Origin of the sequence: Pseudomonas sp. LBUM920 (genome assembly GCF_003852315.1) — a bacterium.
Lineage (GTDB): Bacteria > Pseudomonadota > Gammaproteobacteria > Pseudomonadales > Pseudomonadaceae > Aquipseudomonas.
Genome location: NZ_CP027762.1, coordinates 6,459,008 through 6,478,532 on the forward strand (window position 1 = coordinate 6,459,008; position 19,525 = coordinate 6,478,532).

The following is a 19,525-nucleotide window of genomic DNA, read 5'->3' on the forward strand; positions in this document are numbered from 1 at the left end:
GTGCACGGAGCATACACAAGCAAGCGCTTGGGCCAAACTGCTCCAAGTCATAAAAACCGCACGATAAACCGCCGCAAAACTCGGGGCCAGACAGCTTGAGCGAGATGCTGCGCGGGCTGTGGCCTATGACCGACCGGTCATCAGCCCCACCAGAATGTTTGTGCGGCTCGAAACACTCCTGAGGTTTTCGAGTGACCACCCGGCATTGGGATTTGCCCCACTCCCCCGGGCACCCTAGAATGCGCCGATGCGCGATGATCTCTCCCTTTTGCTGAACTCCCTCAACGATGCCCAACGCCAGGCCGTAGCAGCCCCCGTTGGCCGTCAGTTGGTCCTGGCCGGTGCTGGCTCCGGTAAAACCCGAGTGCTGGTGCACCGTATCGCCTGGTTGATCCAGGTTGAAAACGCGTCCCCGCATTCCATCCTGTCGGTGACCTTCACCAACAAGGCTGCTGCCGAGATGCGCCACCGCATCGAGCAGTTGATGGGCATCAGCCCGGCCGGCATGTGGGTAGGCACCTTCCACGGCCTGGCCCACCGCTTGTTGCGGGCGCATTGGCAGGAAGCGGGACTGAGCCAGACTTTCCAGATCCTCGACAGTGATGACCAGCAGCGCCTGGTCAAGCGCGTGATCCGTGAGCTGGGCCTGGACGAACAGCGCTGGCCCGCGCGCCAGGCGCAATGGTTTATCAACGGCCAGAAAGACGAAGGCCTGCGCCCGCAACATATTCAGGCCAGCGGCGATTTGTTCCTGGCCACCATGCGCAGCATTTATGAAGCCTACGAGGCCGCCTGCGTGCGTGCCGGCGTGATCGACTTCTCCGAGCTGCTGCTGCGCGCCCTCGACCTGTGGCGCGACAACCCAGGCTTGCTGGCGCATTACCAGAAGCGCTTCCGGCATATCCTGGTGGACGAGTTTCAGGACACCAACGCCGTGCAGTACGCCTGGTTGCGCTTGCTGGCCAAAGGCGGCGACAGCCTGATGGTGGTGGGCGATGACGACCAGTCGATCTACGGCTGGCGTGGCGCGAAAATCGAGAACATCTACCAGTACTCCGACGACTTCCCGGACGCGATCACTATCCGTCTGGAGCAGAATTACCGCTCCACCGCCGGCATCCTCAAGGCTGCCAACGCACTGATCGCCAATAACACCGGGCGCATGGGCAAAGAGCTGTGGACCGACGGCGGCGAAGGCGAAGCAATCAACCTGTACGCCGCGTTCAATGAGCACGATGAAGCGCGTTACGTAGTGGAAACCATCGAAAGCGCGTTGAAAACCGGGCTGGCGCGTAACGATATCGCCATCTTGTACCGCTCCAACGCCCAATCGCGGGTATTGGAAGAAGCCCTGCTGCGCGAACGTATTCCGTACCGCATCTATGGCGGCCAGCGCTTCTTCGAGCGTGCGGAAATCAAGAACGCCATGGCGTACCTGCGCTTGCTCGAGGGCCGTGGTAACGATGCGGCGCTGGAGCGGGTGATCAATGTTCCGGCGCGTGGCATCGGCGAGAAAACCGTCGAGGCCATCCGCGACCACGCGCGCCACGCCGATGTGTCGATGTGGGAAGCCATGCGCTTGCTGATCGCCAATAAGGGCCTGGCCGGCCGCGCTGCCGGTGCCTTGGGAGTGTTCGTCGAGCTGATCGAGAACCTTGCCGACAAATGCGCGGAAATGCCGCTGCATTTGATGACCCAGACCGTGATTGAGCAATCGGGCCTGATCGCCTATCACGAAGCGGAAAAAGGCGAGAAGGGCCAGGCGCGGGTAGAAAACCTTGAAGAACTGGTCAGCGCCGCCCGCGCGTTCGAAAACACTGATGAAGATGAAGAGCTGACGCCGCTTGCCGCCTTCCTCGGGCATGCGTCGCTGGAAGCCGGTGATACTCAGGCCGATGAGCATGAAGACAGCATCCAGCTGATGACCTTGCACAGCGCCAAGGGCCTGGAATTCCCGTATGTGTTCCTGGTGGGCATGGAAGAAGGCTTGTTCCCGCACAAGATGAGCCTGGAAGAGCCCGGCCGCCTTGAGGAAGAACGCCGCCTGGCTTACGTGGGCATCACCCGTGCCATGCAGAACCTGGTGATGACCTACGCCGAAACACGACGCCTGTACGGCAGCGAGACCTACAACAAGGTGTCGCGTTTCGTACGTGAAGTGCCGAAGGGACTGATCCAGGAAGTGCGCCTGTCCAACAGCGTTAGCCGCCCGTTCGGCGGCGGCCAGCAGCAGAGCTCCAGCACCCTGTTTGCCGGTTCCGAGATTCCGGAAACCCAGTTCAGCCTTGGCCAGCAGGTCAGGCATTCGGTGTTCGGCGAAGGCGTGATCCTCAACTTCGAAGGCGCTGGCGCCCAGGCACGGGTGCAGGTGAATTTCGCCGAAGGCAGCAAGTGGCTGATGATGGGCTACGCCAAGCTCGAAGCGATCTGAAACACTGCATGCTCCCTGTTAGGCGCCCGGCTGGCCGGGCGCCTGCAATGTGAAGAATCATGCCCCTCCCTTGTTTTTCGCCTGCTCGGGCCAATATCTGTAACTAGTCCTACAGACCCTTCGGAATTGGTCTTACGTAAAAGCCCGAAACATTATGCCGCTAGCCACTGTCACGACACCTGTGCAACATGGCGCGCGTGCAATCCACAAATGGGAATTCCCTTTATGAAACGTTTTCTTAGCATCGCCATGGCGTTGTGCATCGGCCTGACGATGAGCCTCGACGCCAACGCCAAGCGCTTCGGTGGCGGCAAAAGCATGGGCTCGGCACCGACTCACCAGACCAGCCAAATGGCTCCTTCCGCCGGTGCCGGCGGTGCTGCAGCAACCGCCGGTGCAGCCGGTGCTGCTGGCGCGGCTGCCAAGGCCGGCGGTGCTTCGCGCTGGTTAGGCCCTCTGGCCGGTATCGCCGCCGGTGGCCTGCTCGCATCCATGTTCATGGGCGGCGGCTTCCAGGGCATGCAGATATTCGACATCCTGATCATGGCGGTTATCGCCTTCTTGATCTTCCGCTTCATCGCCGCCCGTCGCCGCAAACAGCAGGAGCACATGGCTCCAGCCGGCGCGCCGATGCAGCGTGAAGTCTTCGAGCAAAAACCAACTACAGGTTCGATCTTTGGTGGTTCGCCAGCACCTGCCACCGCTCGTCCGGTGATCAATGCACCGGCCTGGTTCAACGAAGAGCGTTTCGTCGAAGCGGCCCGCAGCCACTTCCAGTCCCTGCAACAGCACTGGGACGCCAACGAAATGGACAAGATCTCCGAGTTCGTGACCCCACAACTGCTGGAGTTCCTCAAGCGCGAACGTGCCGACCTGGGCGACGGTTTCCAGTCGACCTACATCGACGACCTGCGCGTACAACTGGAAGGTGTGGATGATCGCGCCGACAAGACCATCGCCACCCTGACCTTCAGCGGCGTGTCGAAGACCTCGCGTTTCGACCAGGGCGAAGTGTTCAGCGAAAGCTGGAACATGGAGCGCGCCCAGGGCGACAACCAGCCTTGGCTGGTCGCCGGTATCCGCCAGAACGGCTGATAACCGCACGCTTGAGCACTTGGTAATAAAAACCCCGGACATGTTCCGGGGTTTTCTATTTCGCGGTTGCACTTATAGCGAGCTACTGTATAAAACGCCCTATTAACCGCGCCAACTAGCAAGAGGATCCCGGCCGTGGAAGAAATCATCGAACAATTGCGTGAAGCCAACGAACCGGTCCCGGTTCCTCTGGAACTGCCTGACGAAGACCAAATTGTAGAAATCGAAGAACAACTGTTCATCGACATCCCGTTTGTCTTCCGCGAATTCCTGCTCACCGTCAGCGACGTGGTGTATGGCAGCCTGGAGCCGGTGACGGTTACCGACCCGCAGTCCCACACCTACCTGCCGGACGTGGCCGCCAACGCGTGGGATGCCGGTGTTGACCGCAGCATGATCCCGATCTGCCAGGACGGCGACGACTACTACTGCGTCGAAGAAGACGGCACCGTGGTGCTGTGGTCCGGCGAAGAAGAACTGGTTACCGAAGAAACTTGGGAATCGGTGTGGCACTGGGCGCGGGACGTCTGGCTGGAAAGCTGATTCCGCTGGGCTGCGCAGTAGCCCCAACCAGGGTGATGCGCTTTCCAGATGGCGAGGTGACTGTTTTCAGGGCGACTGCGCAGCCTAGCGCGAGCAGGCTCGCTCGCCACAAGAATGCGCCGCTCGGCTTAGTGCTCCGGCGTGTCCTTGTGGTTATCCAGGGTCTCCAGCAAGGCAACCTGCATCCGCGTATGCACGCGGATGAACCACCGCCACAGCACCGCCGCCACCGCTGCTGCCACCACGGCGATCAGCACCAGCAACTTGTTGGTTGGCAAGATACTGGCCGACAAGGCTGCCAGCAGCAGGAAAATCACCAGCAGCGACAGGATGGGGATCAATTCAGCGATCACTCGTCGTACGCGCTGGGTATGCCTTCCGGCCATTTCCGGCTTGACGCTCATCTCTGCCAGCAACATCGACAGCGCCTTGAGCTTGCGATACGCCGCAATCAAAAACGGCAGCGACAACAACAACGCCCCGCCCCAGATCAACGCCTTTTGCCAGCTTGGATCAATGATCCAGCCTTCCAGATACCCACCGATGCGCGCCGCAAAAAAGCCGCCGGCGAAGAAGATCGCCACCACCAATGCCAGGTTTACCCCCACTTGCAGGATGATCTTGCGAATCATCGACGCCAGCATTGCGCCCTCGCCCTGAGGCTGGATGCTGCGCAACCATTCGCCATACATACCGAACACCCGGCTCATGCGCTTGGGCATCACCGCCGCAATCTTCAACGATAACGGGTCGGCGCCGCGAATCAGGTACGGCGTGAGCAGCGTGGTAATCGCCGACACCGCCACGGCCACCGGGTAGAGGAAGTCGCTGGTCACCTGCAAGGTCATCCCCAATGCGGCGATGATGAAGGAAAATTCCCCAATCTGTGACAGCCCCATGCCCACGCGCAGTGAGGTGCGGCCGTCATTGCCGGCGATAAACGCCCCCAGGCCGCAGGACAACATTTTGCCCAGCACCACCGCCACGGTGATTACCGCGATGGGCCAAGCGTATTGCAGCAGGATTTGTGGGTCGATCATCAAGCCAATCGCGACAAAGAAGATCGCGCTGAACATGTCGCGAACCGGCTCGATCAGGCGTTCGATCTTAATCAACTGACGGGACTCGGCCATGATCGCGCCGATCAGGAACGCGCCCAGCACCATGCTGTATTCGAGCTTTACCACCAGCAGGCAGAAGCCGAAACACAGGCCGAGCACAGTGATCAGCAGCATCTCGTTACTGTCGAACTTGGCCACATAGGCCAGCAGGCGCGGCACCAGCAGTATGCCGATGACCAGCGCGACGATCATGAACAGCGAGAGTTTGCCGACGGTGGAAAACACTTCGCCGGAGCTGACCGTGCCGCTGACCGCGATGCTCGACAGCAAGGCAATGATGCCGATACCGAGGATGTCTTCCACGATCAGCACGCCGAAAATCAGCTGGGCAAAGCGCTGGTTTTTCATCTTCAGGTCGTTGAGTGCCTTGACGATGATGGTGGTCGAGGAGATCGCCAGGATGGCGCCGAGGAACAGCGAGTCCATGGTATTCCAATCGAACCAGCGGCCGATTTCGTAGCCAATCCAGATCATCAGGATGATTTCGAGGAATGCGGCGATAAACGCCGTGGCGCCGACCTTGAACAGCTTGCGCAGGCTGAACTCCAGGCCCAGGCAGAACATCAGGAAGATCACCCCCAGCTCGGCGAGGGTCTTGATGGTGTCTTCGTCGTGGATCAGGCCGAACGGTGGCGTGTGGGGGCCGATAATGAACCCGGCAACGATATACCCCAGCACCACCGGTTGCTTGAGGCGGTGAAACAGGATGGTGACAACCCCTGCCACCAGCATGATCACAGCCAGATCCTGGATAAAACTGATGGCGTGCATGGCGAGGGGCTCCTTGAGGGTACTGGCGCTTTTCCCACTTCCACCGGCACCTATGAACGGTCGCAATATGCGGAAGGAAAAGTCGGCCTTAATCGTAAGAAATGCCCTGAGACGGGCTTTTGAAGGTTAACACCGCGACTTCCGGCAGAAAGCCGGTGCAATATATGGAAACAGATCGGTGCAGGCGTGACGGCAAGCCGCCCACCGGCGTCCCGTTAGGGATGGCGCTGCAAAGATTTCAGCACCCGCAGAGGTGCCACCCCAACCGATGCCTACAACCCGTGAGTGTGCTATGGAACCCGGAAACGCCCAGCTGTCGATGACGGTACTGATGACCCCTGACATGGCCAACTTCTCAGGCAATGTTCACGGCGGCACCCTGCTCAAGTACCTCGACGAAGTGGCCTACGCCTGTGCGAGCCGTTATGCCGGTCGCTATGTAGTGACCTTGTCGGTGGACCAGGTGATTTTTCGCGAACCGATCCATGTCGGCGAGCTGGTGACCTTTCTCGCCTCGGTCAACTACACCGGCAACACGTCGATGGAAGTGGGCATCAAGGTGGTGACCGAGAACATCCGCGAGCGCTCGGTGCGCCATACCAATAGCTGCTTCTTCACCATGGTGGCCGTGGACGACCAGCGCAAACCCGCCGCCGTGCCGCCACTGCAGCCGCACAACAGCGAAGACAAGCGCCGGTTCGTGCAGGCGCAGCAGCGCCGGCAGATTCGCCAGGAGCTGGAAAAGCGCTATCAGGAAATCAAGGCAGACGGGCCGTAAGACCCCAGCTCTAAACCCGATCAAAATGTGGGAACGGGCTTGCCCGCGATAGCGATCTGTCAGTAGTGCATGTACTGGCTGACCCACCGCTATCGCGGGCAAGCCCGCTGCCACATGGGTTTTGTTGGGTTACAGACCGATCGGTGTGGCTTCGAAGCGCACGCGAGGATGGGCGATGCGGTCTTGGGCGCGGACCAGTTCCAGCTCGTAGCTGGCGCAGGCCTGGGTTTCCAGCAGCACTTCATGCACCGCAGCGGCCGTGAATTCGAAGGCTGCCAACAGGCTGTCACCGAGCAGCACCCGCGCCAGGAACAGCCCCGACGTCAGGTCGCCCACGCCCACCGGCTGACGCGGGAACGCCAGCAGTGGCCGACGCAAGTGCCAGCTGCCATCGGCAGTCACCAACAGCATCTCAAAACCATCCGGCAGCTTGCCCGGATAATCCAGGTGCTTGACCAGCACGGCCTTGGGTCCGCGCGCCAGCAGCGCCTTGGCCATGCCCAGGCAATCGAACAGCGATTGCGGCTTGCGCCCGGCAAAGCTGTCCAGCTCCAGTTGGTTGGGGCAAAGGAAATCCGCCATCGCTGCCGCTTCGTCCAACAGGAAATCGCTGACTTCCTGGGGCACGATACAACCCTTTTCCGGGTGGCCCATCACCGGGTCGCACAAGTACAAGGCCTTGGGGTTGATGGCCTTGATGCGCGCCACGCCCGTCAAAATCGCACGGCCCTGGGCCGCACTGCCGAGGTAGCCAGACAGCACGGCATCGCAGTTACCCAACTCGCCGATTGCGGCAATCCCTTCCACCAGCGCCGGAATTTGCTGCGGCGCCAACACTTCGCCCGCCCACTGTCCATACTGAGTGTGATTGGAGAACTGCACCGTGTTGAGCGGCCAGACATTCACCCCGACCCGCTGCATGGGGAACACGGCGGCGCTGTTTCCGGCGTGGCCAAAAACCACATGAGACTGGATCGCAAGCAGATGAGGTGTGCGTTTCATGCGGGAGATTTCCGTAAAGCCATTGAAATTCTGGCCGCGCAGTATGCGACTAAACACGGCCTGTACGACAGACCAGAGACACAGTTAAGCTGCTCTCACTTTGTTGGAGTTCATCGCATGCTGACCCTGGGAAACATCTTTGTGTTGATGCTGCTGGCGACCGGCGCCGCCTGGGTCTGGCACAACCACGGCCTGCGCGAGCGGGCGCTGGAGCGGGTCAAGCAGCATTGCGCCAAGCTCGATATCGAGCTGCTCGATGGCGCGGTGGCGTTGAAACGCATCGGTTTTGTGAAGGATGCCAAGGGCCGGCGGCGTCTGGCGCGCATCTATAACTTTGAGTTCACCGTAACCGGCGAAGCCCGCCATCCCGGGACGATCACTCAGTTTGGCGCTCACAGCGCGCAGATCGAACTGGCGCCCTACCCGTTCGAGATCAAAACGCCGCTGCCCAGCGCTGAAGTGATCGAGCTGAGCCAATGGCGCCAGGACCACGCCAGCAAAAACCGTCACTGACGGCAGGCGGCTAAAGCGTCCTGCAATGCAGCCACGTCCTGTGGCTGGCCGAAGATCAATTCAATACGTGAGTCACGGCGCCATTCGCTCGGTTGCCAGAGAAGTGCGCCGTTATCCACAGCGTTGGCGCTGAGCCATCCTTCAGGGCTGTGGATAACCAGTTTGGCGCGCCGCCACACCAGATTTTTCAGCCAGCCGTGCAGGCGCACGGTGTCGAAGCGCTGGCCAGGATGCCAGCGCCAGCCGATGCTCCAGCCATCTTTTTGAGCCTGGCTGAGGCAGATTGGCAGCGTCGGATCGGTCCAGATCGCCGGTATCTGCGCCAAGCCTTGGGGCACTTCGACGTTATCCACAGCAGTGCGGCCTTTCGCATCCAAGCCGGGCAACAGGTCGAGCGGCACGTGCGCCTGGCGCGTCCAGTAAAGCGGGCAGTCGGGTAATTGCTGTTCAATGGCCTGGCGCTGCGCGGCATCCAGCGCCTCATCCTTGTTCAACACCAACAGCCCGGCACTGGCCAGCGTCTCGCGTTGCGCATCAGGCAAGGGTTTACCCGCCGCCAGCGCCTGGGCATCCAGCACCAGCACGCACGGCTGAACGGCGAGCACCTGTTGCCACGGCGCCTGACGCAGTTGTTTGAGTAGCTGCGCCGGATGGCCCAGCCCGGAGGGCTCGATAAACAGCCGATCAGGCTTGGCCTTACGCAGCAGGCGGCCCAGGCCTACCTGGAACGGTGCACCATTCACACAACACAGGCAGCCGCCTGCCACCTCGCCCAAAGCAATGCCGTCGTCATCCTGAGTGAGCAAGGCAGCGTCCAGACCGATCTGCCCGAACTCGTTGATCAACACGGCCCAGCGCTCGTTGGCCGGGCGTTGGGCGAGCAGGTGTTTGATCAGGCTGGTCTTGCCGGCGCCCAACGGCCCGGCAATCACGTGGGTGGGAATATTCTGCAGCATCAGTGGCATCATTCAGACCGTGTAGAGAGCTTGATCCTACCCGGTTATGCGAGCCAATCCAGCGTCAGGATCAACCGCCGCTCATCAGCCTTGAGTGCAGGCGAGCGATGAATCAAGCCGTGAGCTTCGTTGCCATGCCATTGAGTGCCCTTGAGCATGGCGACTTCGCCACAGAGGATCTGCTCGATGCGCTCGGTGGGTGCCGCGTCCGACTGGGCCAGTTTGCGGCGGTCCATAACGCCTTCGCGCAACCACTGGCTACCAATGCCGGCGTAGGTGGTGATCAGTCGCACCGGCACATGGTCAACGTGAAAACGCGGGCACATGGCCTTGTCCAGCAGCCGCAAGCGCACGCCAATGCGCTTGGCGCCCAGCAAACAGGCAAACGCGCTGACCAACCAAGACACATCAGCAATAAAGCCCTCGTAGCCTTCAAGATCTCGGCAACTGGACGCCAACCCCTGCAAGTTCGGCACCGCGTCTTCGGCATTGAGCTCGATGACAAAGGAGTCGGCGAGCGGCTCGTTCAGCGCAACCAGCAAGGCTCCAAACTCGGCGATATGCAGAGGCAACTGGCGTTGCCAAACCGCCAGGTTCACCCCGTCTTCCAGGATGTCAGCCAGCGCCAGCGGCGTTTCACCGCACGTTTGGCGGATCACGGGGCGCAATGGAATAACCGGGGCCAGCATCAGGCTACCTGCTCGAACCAAGGGCCAAAAGGATCAGCCAGCAGGCGCCAACCTTCGACGCCAGCGGCCATTTCTTCATCGGTGAGCAAGCAGGCGTCCAGTTCGGCGCGCATCTGGTTGAAGTCGATATTTTGCCCGATGAACACTAATTCCTGACGGCAATCACCGGTACTCAGCTGCCAGTTGGCCATGATCGCCGCTACGCTTTCTTCATCCTGCGGCCATTGGCTTTTCGGCACAAAACGCCACCAGCGCCCGGCAAAACCATGGCGCATCAGCCCGCCAGCCTGGGACCAACTGCCTGCATCCTGATGCTTGCTGGCCAGCCAGAAAAAGCCTTTGGAGCGCAGCAGTTTGCCGTTCACCCACGGGCGGTCGATAAAGTCGAAAAAACGCTGAGGATGAAACGGCCGGCGCGCGCGATAGGCCGTGGAGGCGATGCCGTACTCTTCGGTTTCCGGCACATGTTCACCGCGCAGTTCCTGTAACCAACCTGGCGCTTGGGCGGCGCGCTCGAAGTCGAAGCGACCGGTGTTGAGGATTTTGTTCAGCGGCACTTCGCCCATGACCATCGGGATAATTTCGGCCTGAGCGTTGAGGCGTTCGAGAATCGCCATCAGTTCCTCGCGCTCACGGCTGCTGATCAGGTCGATCTTGCTGATCAGGATTACGTCAGCGAATTCGATCTGCTCGATCAGCAGATCGGTGATTGAGCGTTCGTCCTCCTCTCCCAGGGTTTCACCACGTGAGGCCAGGCTTTCGGCGGCCTGGTAGTCGAGCAGGAAATTCATGCCGTCGACCACGGTGACCATGGTGTCCAGACGCGCAATATCGGCCAGGCTTTGTTCGTTTTCGTCTCGAAAGGTGAAGGTTTCGGCCACGGGCAACGGCTCGGAAATGCCGGTGGACTCGATCAACAGGTAATCGAACCGACCTTCCTTGGCGAGTTTTCCGACTTCTTCCAGCAAGTCTTCACGCAAGGTGCAGCAGATGCAGCCGTTGCTCATCTCCACCAGTTTTTCTTCGGAGCGGTTGAGGGTGACGTCGCGCTGCACCTCGCTGCCGTCGATGTTGATTTCGCTCATGTCGTTGACGATCACCGCCACCCGCAGGTTGTCGCGGTTGCGCAGGACGTAGTTGAGCAGCGTGCTTTTACCGGCGCCGAGAAAGCCGGATAACACGGTAACGGGGAGACGATTGGGCATCAGGTGTTCCTCATCAGGGTTGGCCGGTCAAATCGCCCGTTGATGGCGTTCGCGCAGCTCTTCACGTTCTTTGGCTTCGATACTCAGGGTCGCTGTGGGGCGCAGCAGCAGGCGTTTCAGGCCAATGGGGTCACCGGTTTCACGGCACCAGCCGTATTCGCCACGGGCCAGCAGTTCAAGAGCGTCGTCGATCTTGTCCAGCAGCTTTTTTTCGCGTTCGAGCAGGCGCAGTTGCCATTGGCGCTGTTCTTCGGCGCTGCCCACATCGGCGGGGTCGCTGTTGGTTTCCTGCTCACGCAGCACCAGGAACTCAGCGTCGATGCGTGCTTGCAGTTCAGAACGCTGGCCCAGCAGCAGCTCGCGGAAGAAACCTTGCTGGGCTTCATTCATGTAATCGTTGGGCGATAGGGCAAGAAGGTCTTGTTCAGTCATGGAGAGCGGTTCACGGGTCAGGCTGTGTTTTCATGTTATAGTATAACAATACAATTAAGCCAATCCCCCTTGCTCGTCACGACGAAGGGCGCAATGCTTGAGCCCGTTCCGGTCCCCGAGAAACTTTATGAGATACCTGGTGTGCGCCCTGTTGTTGGCAGTGGCAGGACCGGCCTGCGCACAAACGCCGAGTCTGTCGGCTACCTGCGTGCGCAGCGCCAACCTGCTGGCTTGCGTGGATCCGCTGGGGAATGCCTACAGCGTGGCGACTGCCGGCGGCACCACGTATTTGCGCGGTTTCGAGGTGATCGGGAAACGCTACTGGGCACAGACCAACAGCCGCTATGGGCAGTTGACGTTCTTTACCGGCTTGGCGTCCGACGGTGAGGCGTGGGTCGGCTACACGCGCCGCGTGGGCTGGACCACCATCAACCGGTTTTCCAGCTCAGGCGGCACCAGCGCGAAGTTCACGTGCAGCCGCATTACCGGCTGTTAGACCTGGCCGCTCTTCTGCTCCTGAACCCACGCCATGTAGCTGTTCACCGGTGGGTTCTTCTCGAAGTACTTTTTCAGGCCTTCGAAAAGCCCATCCGCCACCGCCTGTTGATGGCGCGCGGTGACCAGCCGCTGGGCGTCCTGGGTGTTGGAAATGAACCCGGTCTCGACCAGGATCGACGGCACATCCGGTGACTTGAGCACCGCAAACCCTGCCTGCTCCACGCGCTTCTGGTGCAGCGTGGTGATGTTTTGCAGGCTGCCCAACACCGAGCTGCCCAGCTGCAGGCTGGAGGCGATGGTGGCGTTCATCGACATGTCGAGGATCACCCCGGCCAGCATCGGGTCCTTGTCCTTGAGATTGAGCAAGGTGGTGGCGCCCAGCAGGTCTGCGCCATTTTCACGCTGCGCCATGAAGCGCGCCGTGGCGGAGGTGGCGCCGCCTTCAGACAACGCATACACCGACGCCCCGGAGGCCGTGAGCCGTGGCGCGGCGTCGGCGTGCACCGAGATGAACATATCCGCCTTGTGCTGACGGGCGATGTCCACGCGCTTGCGCAGCGGTACGAAAAAGTCGTCGTTGCGCACCAGTTTCACGTCAAAGCCCTTCTCACGCTTCAAGCGTTTGGCCAGCAATTGGGCGATGGACAGCACCACGTCCTTTTCGCGCTGGCCCTTGGAACCGATGGCGCCTGGGTCTTTGCCGCCGTGGCCGGGATCGACTACTACGATGATGTCGCGCTTGGGATGCGCCTTGTCCACCGGCGCCACCAGAGGCTGCGGCTGCGCGGCGATCTGGCGCGGCGCGTGGGTGGCGCCGGTAAGGTCGAGTACCAGGCGATGACCTTGGCCATCCTGCGGCGGCAACAAGAAGCTGTTGAGCTGCATCGGTGCGGCCAGGTCCAGCACGATGCGCGTATCGGCTTTACCAAAATGCCCGGAGCGGATCGAAGTGATTCCGCTGTTCTTCAAGGCCAACTGCGAGAAATCACCGCTGAGCCCGGCGCCGCTCAGGTCGATGATCACGCGTTCCGGTGAGGTCAGGGAAAAGGTCTTGTATTGCACCGGGCCGCTGAGGTCGAACACCAGCCGCAGTTTGTCGTCGGAGCGCCACAGGCGCGCATTACGAATCTGCGTGGCAAAAGCCCCCAATGGAAAGGTGAACAGCGGGCTGACCAGCAGCAGGTTGAGGAGCTGACGTCTGTGCATGACATATACCGCGAATAGAGGAGCGTCCCTGCTCGACATGACTGAAGAAAGGCTGGAGCAGAAAAATCATCGTCGACTCAATAGTTATAATATAACATGTCTTTTTATTTCCAACGATGGACCTGCTCATGAATGCGCTGACTCTGCCGGATATCGCCGCGCAGGCTTCACGCCAAGCCTTGCCGCTCGACTGGGTAGGCATGTGCGGCATCGCCTTGCCCATTCTTATCGACGGCCAACGCCTGACTGCCTCCGCCGATGCCGGCGTGAGCCTGGACGACGGCGAGGCCCGCGGCATTCATATGTCGCGCCTGTACCTGGCCCTGGAAATGCTCGACCAGCAGCTTCTTACGCCTGCACTTCTGCGTAATGTACTGCAGCGCTTTCTACAGAGTCATGAAGGATTATCTAAGAACGCCTACCTACGAATTCACACGGATTTGCTGCTTAAACGCCCGGCGTTGGTCAGCCCATTGGCTGGCTGGAAAGGCTACCCGGTGTGCATTGAGGCACGTCTGGAAAATCAGATGTTCCACGTGGAACTAAAAATTGACGTTACTTATTCCTCGACCTGCCCCTGCTCCGCTGCGCTCGCCAGGCAATTGATTCAGCAGCAATTTCTTCAAGATTTCGCCGGCACGCCGCTGCAACACGAAGACGTACTCACGTGGCTCGGCAGCGCCAACGGCATCGTCGCCACGCCCCACAGCCAACGCAGCAGCGCCCAGCTCTCGATTGAGTTGGACGCCAATCAGTCCACTTTGCCGCTCACCGACCTGATCGATGACGTCGAAGCTGCGCTCGGCACCGCCGTGCAAACCGCGGTGAAGCGTGCGGACGAACAAGCCTTCGCCTTGGCCAACGGGCAGAACCTGATGTTCTGTGAAGACGCCGCACGCCGCCTCAACCTCGCCTTGAAACGCTCGGATGCCGTCAAAGCCTTCCACCTGAAAGTGATCCACGCCGAAAGCCTGCACGCGCACGATGCCGTGGCTGAAAGCCGCTGGACGAGAGACTCTGCATGATCACCTGTAACGCTTTGCGCTGGGGTGCACCTGGGCAACCGCTCACCCCAGCGCTGGATTTGACCCTGGAAAAAGGCAGCCTCACCGGCATCATCGGCGCCAACGGCACCGGCAAAAGCAGCCTGCTCAAAGTGATCGCCGGCTTGCAAAAATCGCTGGCGGGCAAGGTCAGTGTGGAGGTTCCTCGCCGTGGTGGCCTGTCGTTCCTGCCGCAGCAGCAGCACTTGGATCGCCAGTTCCCCATCAGCTTGCAAGAGCTGGTCGCCGCCGGCTTCTGGGGCACCCAGCTCACGCCACCCCAACGCAACGGACGTCTGCAGGCAGTCCTGGAGGACTGGTGCCTCAGTGGGCTGGAACATCGCCCGCTGATGGCCTTGTCCGGCGGCGAACTGCAACGCGCCCTGCTCGCCCGCATGAGCCTCGCCGAAGCGCCCGTGTTGTTGCTCGACGAACCCCATGCCGCCCTCGATGAAGACGGACAGGCGCTGTGCTGGAAACACATTCACGCCTGGCACGACCAAGGCCGCACGATCATCGTCGTCTGTCACGACCTGGCCTCCGTGCGCCACTACACCCAGCACGTGGTGCAGATCAAAAGCACCGGCTGCGTGTTCGGCCCCAGCAAAGAGCTGATCCGCCCGCAAGCTCACATGCAGGTGGCCTGATGCATTTTGCCGCCCACCTGTGGATGCCTTTCTTCGACTTCGTGTTCATGCGCCGCGCACTCATCGGCGGGCTGGTGCTCGCCTGCAGCACGGCGCCGCTGGGTGTGTTTCTGATCCTGCGGCGCATGAGCCTGATCGGCGACGCCGTGGCTCACGGCATCCTGCCCGGCGCCGCGCTTGGCTTCTGGTTTGCCGGGCTGAGCCTGCCCGCGCTGACCATCGGCGGTCTTGGCGCCGGCCTGAGCATGGCCGGTTTATCCGCGTGGATCACCCGCCGCACCGGCCTGCGTGAAGACGCCAGCCTCGCTGCCATCTACCCGATCTCCCTCGCCGCCGGCGTGCTGATCCTCGGCATCGCAGGCAAACGCCTGGACCTGCTGCACCTGCTGTTCGGGTCCGCATTGGCCGTGGATGAAACCACCCTCACCGGGATGCTCTGGGTCTCCGGTTTCAGCCTGATCGCCATGGCGCTGATCTACAAACCGTTGCTACTCGACACCCTGGACCCACTGTTCCTGCAAACCGTCAGCCGCCTCGGCCCGCTCGCTCATGGGTTATTTCTGACCTTGGTGGTGCTGAACCTGGTGATCGGTTTCCAGGCCATCGGCGCGTTGATGGTGGTGGGGTTGATGATGTTGCCGGCGATTGCTTCACGCTTCTGGAGCCGGCGCCTGCCGGTGTTGATTGCAGTATCGGCGGTGCTGGGATGCCTGTCGGTGTGGTTCGGTTTGTTGCTGTCGTTCTACTACTCACTGCCCAGCGGCCCGGCCATCGTGCTGGTGGCAGGCGGCGGGTATTTGCTGTCCGTGGTCTTCGGTCCGGTGCACGGCTTGCTGCGCCGCCCGCCCTTGCTTACATCCCAATGAGGTGTTTCCCGATGCGCGCTTTACTCGTGATGTTCAGCCTTCTGCTGCCCTTGTCGATGGCTCAGGCCGCCGACAAACTTCAAGTGGTTACCAGCTTCAGTATTCTGGATGACATCACCCACCAGATCGGTGGCGATCACATCCAGATCAGCAACATGGTCGGCCCGGACGCCGACGCCCATACCTACGAACCCACGCCGGACGACGCCAAGGCGCTGCTCAAGGCCCGGGTCATCATCAAGAATGGCCTTGGCTTTGAACCCTGGCTGGACCGCCTGGTGACCAGCACCGAAACAAAAGCCACGGTCGTAACCGCCAGCAAAGGCGTGATCTCTCACACCATGGAAGAAGACGGTGAAACCATCCCCGACCCGCACGCCTGGCATAACCTGGCCAACGCCGAAATCTATGTGAACAACATCACCAAAGCGTTGATTGCCGCCGACCCGGCCAACAAAGCCGATTACCAGCGCAACAGCCAAACCTACCTGAAAGAAATCTACCGCTTGCTGGCCGAGGCCAAGACCAAGTTCGGCGCGCTGCCACCGGGCAACCGACGCATCGTCACCTCGCATGACGCCTTCGGTTACCTGGGCCAGGCTTACGGCATTCAGTTCCTCGCGCCCCAGGGTCTGTCGACTGAACGCGAACCGTCTGCCGCCGAGGTCGCTGCGCTGATCACCCAGATCCGCAAAGACAAGGTCAAAGCCGTGTTCATGGAAAACATCAAAGACTCACGCCTGCTCAAGCAGATTGCTGACGAAAGCGGCGCGCAGATCGGCGGCACGTTGTACTCCGACGCCCTCGCCGCCCAAGGCCCGGCCAGCACCTTCACCGGGCTGTTCGAATACAACCTCAACACCCTGTGCGCAGCCCTGAGCAAGCCATGACCTTGAGCCTGCTCGACCTGGAAGAGGCTGCCATGGGCAGCCGCTTTCCACTCGACACCGTGCTCGACGCCGTGGCATGGAACAGCGATGGCCTGATTGCCGCCGTCGTCCAGCAACACGGCAGCGGCGAGGTGTTGATGCTGGCCTGGATGAACCGCCAGGCCCTCACCGAAACCCTGGCCACCGGGCAAGTCTGCTATTGGTCGCGCTCGCGCGGGCAGCTGTGGCGCAAAGGTGAAAGCTCCGGCCACTGGCAACAACTGGTCGAGGCCCGGCTGGATTGCGACGGCGACGCAGTGCTGCTGATCGTCGACCAACAAGGCCCGGCCTGCCACACCGGCCGGCCCACCTGCTTCTACAACGCCATCGACGGCGCCTACGTTCATGTCATTACGGAGCCCTCTGCATGATCCGCAAGAACCCTTCCGGCGATCTGCCGGTGATTGCCGAATCGGCCTACGTGGATAAAACCGCGATCATCTGCGGCAAGGTCATCATCGGCGAGAACGTCTTCGTCGGCCCTTACGCCGTGATCCGCGCTGACGAAGTCGACGCCACCGGCGACATGGACCCGATCACCATCGGCGCCAATTCGAACATTCAGGACGGCGTGGTCATTCACTCCAAATCCGGCGCGGCGGTGACCATTGGAGAATTTACCTCCATCGCGCATCGCTCCATCGTCCATGGCCCCTGCACCGTCGGCGACCGCGTGTTTATCGGCTTCAACAGCGTGCTGTTCAACTGCGCCGTCGGCGATGGCTGCGTGGTGCGCCACAACTCGGTGGTCGACGGCCGCGACTTGCCCGCCGCGTTCTATGTGCCCTCCACCACCCGCATCGGCCCGAACACCGACCTGTCGCAATTCCCGCCGGTGAGTGTCAGCGCCTCGGAGTTTTCTGAAGACGTGGCGCGCACCAACGTCGACCTGGTGCGTGGTTACAAAGCCCTGCAAAACGAGTTCTGAACCATGAGCCGCCTGCTGATTCGCAATGCCCGTCTGGTGAATGAGGGCCGGGAGTTCGATGCCGACGTACTGGTCGCCAATGGCCGCATCGAGAAGATTGCCGCCAGCCTCGAAGGCTATAACGAGCCGGTGGAAATTGACGCCCAGGGTCAATGGCTGCTGCCAGGCATGATCGACGACCAGGTGCACTTTCGCGATCCTGGCGCGCCCGAAAAAGGCAGTTTCTACAGCGAATCCCGCGCGGCGGTGGCCGGTGGAATCACCAGCTTCATGGACATGCCTAACACCCACCCTGCCACCCTGAACCTGGAAGCCCTGGCGGACAAGAAGCGCCGCGCCGCGTTGCACTCGGTGGCCAACTACGGTTTTCACTTTGGTGTGAGCAACGACAACCTGGACATCGTCGCCGCCCTCGATCCGCGTGAAGTGGCCGGGGTCAAAGTGTTCATGGGCGCCTCTACCGGCAATATGCTGGTGGATGACCCGCGGATTCTCGAGCGGCTGTTCGCCGAAGTACCGACCATCCTCCTCGCCCACTGCGAGCACACGCCGAGCATCCTCGCGAATGAACAGCGCCTGCGTGAACGCTTCGGCGAGCACATTCCCGCCGTCGCCCACCCCCTTATCCGGGATGCCGAAGCCTGTTTTCGCTCCTCTTCTTTTGCGGTGGAACTGGCCCGGCGACACGGCACGCGCCTGCACGTGCTGCACCTGACCAGCGCTCGCGAGTTGGCCCTGTTCGAAGACAAGCCGTTGGCCGAGAAGCGCATCACCGCCGAGGTCTGCCTGCACCATCTGCTGTTCGATGACCGCGACTATCATCGCCTCGGCCACCAGATCAAATGCAACCCGGCGATCAAGACCCGCGCCGACCGCGACGCGCTGCGCCTGGCCTTGCTGAGTCATCGTCTGGATGTGATCGGCAGTGATCATGCGCCGCATACCTGGGCGCAAAAACAGTTGGGCTATCGCCAAGCGCCGTCAGGCCTGCCACTGGTGCAGCACGCGCTGCCGGCGTTGTTGGAGCTGGTGATTGACGGGCATTTGCCACTGACCACATTGGTGGCAAAGACCAGTCACCGTGTGGCCGACCTGTTCGCTATCCCGGACCGAGGCTATCTACGCGAGGGCTATTGGGCCGATCTGGTGCTGATCAAACCTGAGCCCGAAGGCAAACCCGTCAGCAGCCAGCCGATTCTCGCGCGCTGCGGCTGGACGCCCTTCGCCGAGCGCAGCTTTCGCCACAGCGTCAGCACCACCCTGGTGTCCGGCCACCTGGCGTGGCACAACGGCCAGGTGGTCGACAGTTGCCAGGGGCTGCCCCTGCACTTTCTGCGTTAAGCGCGGGGTTTGACCGTGCCGCAATCGTTGCCCAGCCATTGGGCATGAGTGTCCAGGCTGCCCTTCTGCTGAACGCCGGTGGCATTGAACGTACCGTTGACGGTGGTGGTGAATTCCTGCTGGCTCTGGAAGGTTGCAACGCCAGTGCCTTGGGCTTTCGGGCAGCTGAAACGAAATTTCCACTGGTTGCCGGTTTTGTCGGTCACTTGCTGTTTGCAGCCCGATTGCGGGTCGGTCAGGGGAATGGAATCAGACGCGACCTGGGCAGGCGTCAGGCAAACCTGTACGCCCTTGCCGGCCATGGTGATGCCCTGTTTTTCGAGCATGGCGCGCTGTTCGGGCGTCATCTGTTGCTTGAGCTGACCGAGGATCAGCGACAGGTCGGGCAAGTCCTGGTTATCGACTTTCATATTGCTGGTGGTCAATTCCCACAAGCCCGGCGCCAGCATCTGCGCCTGAGCCGCCACGGGCAGCGTCAATCCAACAACCATGGCCAAACCAAGCAGACGAGCATTCATCGGGTAACTCCTG

Annotated in this window: 21 protein-coding genes; 13 read left to right on the forward strand and 8 right to left on the reverse strand. The window is 61.0% G+C overall.

The features are described from left to right. Positions 1–247: 247 nt before the first annotated feature. The 3 genes from uvrD (at position 248) to C4J83_RS30060 (ending at position 4,069) form a co-directional block, all read left to right on the forward strand. Positions 248–2,431, forward strand: a complete 2,184-nt coding sequence (gene uvrD / locus C4J83_RS30050; protein WP_124418791.1) for a DNA helicase II — start codon at positions 248–250, stop codon at positions 2,429–2,431. 225 nt (positions 2,432–2,656) lie between these two features. Next, positions 2,657–3,526: a Tim44 domain-containing protein gene (locus tag C4J83_RS30055; RefSeq protein ID WP_106575926.1), complete on the forward strand. Its 870-nt coding sequence runs from the start codon at positions 2,657–2,659 to the stop codon at positions 3,524–3,526. Positions 3,527–3,661: 135 nt separating this feature from the next. Continuing rightward, positions 3,662–4,069 (forward strand): SMI1/KNR4 family protein, encoded by a 408-nt coding sequence (locus C4J83_RS30060; protein ID WP_017135771.1) that lies wholly within the window; start codon positions 3,662–3,664, stop codon positions 4,067–4,069. A gap of 128 nt (positions 4,070–4,197) precedes the next feature. Here the strand turns inward: C4J83_RS30060 and C4J83_RS30065 are convergent, their stop codons facing one another. Further along, positions 4,198–5,961, reverse strand: a complete 1,764-nt coding sequence (locus C4J83_RS30065; protein WP_124418792.1) for a cation:proton antiporter — start codon at positions 5,959–5,961, stop codon at positions 4,198–4,200. Between the two features lie 292 nt (positions 5,962–6,253). Here C4J83_RS30065 and C4J83_RS30070 point away from each other — a divergent pair, with 292 nt between their 5' ends. Further along, positions 6,254–6,739 (forward strand): acyl-CoA thioesterase, encoded by a 486-nt coding sequence (locus C4J83_RS30070; RefSeq protein ID WP_076013223.1) that lies wholly within the window; start codon positions 6,254–6,256, stop codon positions 6,737–6,739. A gap of 129 nt (positions 6,740–6,868) precedes the next feature. Here C4J83_RS30070 and pdxY read toward each other — a convergent pair whose 3' ends face one another. Further along, positions 6,869–7,741, reverse strand: a complete 873-nt coding sequence (gene pdxY / locus C4J83_RS30075) for a pyridoxal kinase PdxY (RefSeq protein WP_106575928.1) — start codon at positions 7,739–7,741, stop codon at positions 6,869–6,871. 117 nt (positions 7,742–7,858) lie between these two features. On the opposite strand from pdxY, the gene C4J83_RS30080 reads away from it, so the two are divergent. Continuing rightward, positions 7,859–8,254 carry a DUF3301 domain-containing protein gene (locus C4J83_RS30080; RefSeq protein WP_106575929.1) on the forward strand — a complete coding sequence of 132 codons (396 nt, stop codon included), beginning with the start codon at positions 7,859–7,861 and terminating at the stop codon, positions 8,252–8,254. Here the strand turns inward: C4J83_RS30080 and C4J83_RS30085 are convergent. From C4J83_RS30085 to dksA, 4 genes are read right to left on the reverse strand one after another with little or no spacing between them, the layout of a single operon-like run. Then, on the reverse strand, positions 8,248–9,210 hold the full coding sequence (locus C4J83_RS30085) for a CobW family GTP-binding protein (protein ID WP_124418793.1): 963 nt from the start codon (positions 9,208–9,210) through the stop codon (positions 8,248–8,250). The genes C4J83_RS30080 and C4J83_RS30085 overlap by 7 nt on opposite strands. A 44-nt stretch (positions 9,211–9,254) precedes the next feature. Next, a complete protein-coding gene (locus C4J83_RS30090; protein WP_124418794.1) occupies positions 9,255–9,899 on the reverse strand; it encodes a DUF1826 domain-containing protein in 645 nt (214 codons plus the stop codon). Then, positions 9,899–11,104, reverse strand: a complete 1,206-nt coding sequence (gene zigA, locus C4J83_RS30095; protein WP_124418795.1) for a zinc metallochaperone GTPase ZigA — start codon at positions 11,102–11,104, stop codon at positions 9,899–9,901. Before zigA ends, C4J83_RS30090 begins: the two co-directional genes overlap by 1 nt. 27 nt (positions 11,105–11,131) lie before the next feature. Further along, positions 11,132–11,536: an RNA polymerase-binding protein DksA gene (dksA, locus tag C4J83_RS30100; protein ID WP_119741174.1), complete on the reverse strand. Its 405-nt coding sequence runs from the start codon at positions 11,534–11,536 to the stop codon at positions 11,132–11,134. A gap of 127 nt (positions 11,537–11,663) precedes the next feature. Between dksA and C4J83_RS30105 the strand changes: the two genes are divergently transcribed. After that, positions 11,664–12,032, forward strand: coding sequence for a glutamine synthetase (locus tag C4J83_RS30105; RefSeq protein ID WP_106575934.1), 369 nt, complete (start codon positions 11,664–11,666; stop codon positions 12,030–12,032). On the opposite strand, the gene C4J83_RS30110 is transcribed toward C4J83_RS30105, so the two are convergent. Then, a complete protein-coding gene (locus C4J83_RS30110; protein WP_124418796.1) occupies positions 12,029–13,240 on the reverse strand; it encodes an N-acetylmuramoyl-L-alanine amidase in 1,212 nt (403 codons plus the stop codon). The genes C4J83_RS30105 and C4J83_RS30110 overlap by 4 nt on opposite strands. A 128-nt stretch (positions 13,241–13,368) precedes the next feature. Between C4J83_RS30110 and folE2 the strand changes: the two genes are divergently transcribed. The 7 genes from folE2 to C4J83_RS30145 are packed head-to-tail and all read left to right on the forward strand — an operon-like array spanning position 13,369 to position 18,994. Continuing rightward, a complete protein-coding gene (gene folE2, locus C4J83_RS30115) occupies positions 13,369–14,265 on the forward strand; it encodes a GTP cyclohydrolase FolE2 (protein ID WP_124418797.1) in 897 nt (298 codons plus the stop codon). After that, positions 14,262–14,930: a metal ABC transporter ATP-binding protein gene (locus tag C4J83_RS30120; RefSeq protein ID WP_124418798.1), complete on the forward strand. Its 669-nt coding sequence runs from the start codon at positions 14,262–14,264 to the stop codon at positions 14,928–14,930. The genes folE2 and C4J83_RS30120 overlap by 4 nt, the downstream gene beginning before the upstream one ends. After that, positions 14,930–15,796, forward strand: coding sequence for a metal ABC transporter permease (locus C4J83_RS30125; RefSeq protein WP_106575938.1), 867 nt, complete (start codon positions 14,930–14,932; stop codon positions 15,794–15,796). Before C4J83_RS30120 ends, C4J83_RS30125 begins: the two co-directional genes overlap by 1 nt. Before the next feature lie 11 nt (positions 15,797–15,807). Continuing rightward, positions 15,808–16,686, forward strand: a complete 879-nt coding sequence (locus C4J83_RS30130) for a metal ABC transporter substrate-binding protein (protein ID WP_119741184.1) — start codon at positions 15,808–15,810, stop codon at positions 16,684–16,686. Then, entirely contained in the window at positions 16,683–17,096 is a 414-nt protein-coding gene (gene hisI / locus C4J83_RS30135; protein ID WP_124418799.1) for a phosphoribosyl-AMP cyclohydrolase, read from the forward strand. Before C4J83_RS30130 ends, hisI begins: the two co-directional genes overlap by 4 nt. Beyond that, positions 17,093–17,653, forward strand: coding sequence for a gamma carbonic anhydrase family protein (locus tag C4J83_RS30140; RefSeq protein WP_017135756.1), 561 nt, complete (start codon positions 17,093–17,095; stop codon positions 17,651–17,653). Before hisI ends, C4J83_RS30140 begins: the two co-directional genes overlap by 4 nt. A 3-nt stretch (positions 17,654–17,656) precedes the next feature. Next, positions 17,657–18,994 carry a dihydroorotase gene (locus C4J83_RS30145; RefSeq protein ID WP_124418800.1) on the forward strand — a complete coding sequence of 446 codons (1,338 nt, stop codon included), beginning with the start codon at positions 17,657–17,659 and terminating at the stop codon, positions 18,992–18,994. Here C4J83_RS30145 and C4J83_RS30150 read toward each other — a convergent pair. After that, positions 18,991–19,512 carry a DUF3617 domain-containing protein gene (locus C4J83_RS30150; protein WP_119741192.1) on the reverse strand — a complete coding sequence of 174 codons (522 nt, stop codon included), beginning with the start codon at positions 19,510–19,512 and terminating at the stop codon, positions 18,991–18,993. The genes C4J83_RS30145 and C4J83_RS30150 overlap by 4 nt on opposite strands. Positions 19,513–19,525: the final 13 nt, after the last annotated feature.

Bases quoted from the DNA above. Each gene is read 5' to 3' on its own strand.
- uvrD (WP_124418791.1), top strand. From the start codon at position 248: ATGCGCGATGATCTCTCCCTTTTGCTGAACTCCCTCAACGATGCCCAA.
- C4J83_RS30055 (WP_106575926.1), top strand. From the start codon at position 2,657: ATGAAACGTTTTCTTAGCATCGCCATGGCGTTGTGCATCGGCCTGACG.
- C4J83_RS30065 (WP_124418792.1), bottom strand. From the start codon at position 5,961: ATGCACGCCATCAGTTTTATCCAGGATCTGGCTGTGATCATGCTGGTG.
- C4J83_RS30070 (WP_076013223.1), top strand. From the start codon at position 6,254: ATGGAACCCGGAAACGCCCAGCTGTCGATGACGGTACTGATGACCCCT.
- pdxY (WP_106575928.1), bottom strand. From the start codon at position 7,741: ATGAAACGCACACCTCATCTGCTTGCGATCCAGTCTCATGTGGTTTTT.
- C4J83_RS30080 (WP_106575929.1), top strand. From the start codon at position 7,859: ATGCTGACCCTGGGAAACATCTTTGTGTTGATGCTGCTGGCGACCGGC.
- C4J83_RS30085 (WP_124418793.1), bottom strand. From the start codon at position 9,210: ATGCTGCAGAATATTCCCACCCACGTGATTGCCGGGCCGTTGGGCGCC.
- C4J83_RS30090 (WP_124418794.1), bottom strand. From the start codon at position 9,899: ATGCTGGCCCCGGTTATTCCATTGCGCCCCGTGATCCGCCAAACGTGC.
- zigA (WP_124418795.1), bottom strand. From the start codon at position 11,104: ATGCCCAATCGTCTCCCCGTTACCGTGTTATCCGGCTTTCTCGGCGCC.
- dksA (WP_119741174.1), bottom strand. From the start codon at position 11,536: ATGACTGAACAAGACCTTCTTGCCCTATCGCCCAACGATTACATGAAT.
- C4J83_RS30105 (WP_106575934.1), top strand. From the start codon at position 11,664: ATGAGATACCTGGTGTGCGCCCTGTTGTTGGCAGTGGCAGGACCGGCC.
- C4J83_RS30110 (WP_124418796.1), bottom strand. From the start codon at position 13,240: ATGCACAGACGTCAGCTCCTCAACCTGCTGCTGGTCAGCCCGCTGTTC.
- folE2 (WP_124418797.1), top strand. From the start codon at position 13,369: ATGAATGCGCTGACTCTGCCGGATATCGCCGCGCAGGCTTCACGCCAA.
- C4J83_RS30120 (WP_124418798.1), top strand. From the start codon at position 14,262: ATGATCACCTGTAACGCTTTGCGCTGGGGTGCACCTGGGCAACCGCTC.
- C4J83_RS30125 (WP_106575938.1), top strand. From the start codon at position 14,930: ATGCATTTTGCCGCCCACCTGTGGATGCCTTTCTTCGACTTCGTGTTC.
- C4J83_RS30130 (WP_119741184.1), top strand. From the start codon at position 15,808: ATGCGCGCTTTACTCGTGATGTTCAGCCTTCTGCTGCCCTTGTCGATG.
- hisI (WP_124418799.1), top strand. From the start codon at position 16,683: ATGACCTTGAGCCTGCTCGACCTGGAAGAGGCTGCCATGGGCAGCCGC.
- C4J83_RS30140 (WP_017135756.1), top strand. From the start codon at position 17,093: ATGATCCGCAAGAACCCTTCCGGCGATCTGCCGGTGATTGCCGAATCG.
- C4J83_RS30145 (WP_124418800.1), top strand. From the start codon at position 17,657: ATGAGCCGCCTGCTGATTCGCAATGCCCGTCTGGTGAATGAGGGCCGG.
- C4J83_RS30150 (WP_119741192.1), bottom strand. From the start codon at position 19,512: ATGAATGCTCGTCTGCTTGGTTTGGCCATGGTTGTTGGATTGACGCTG.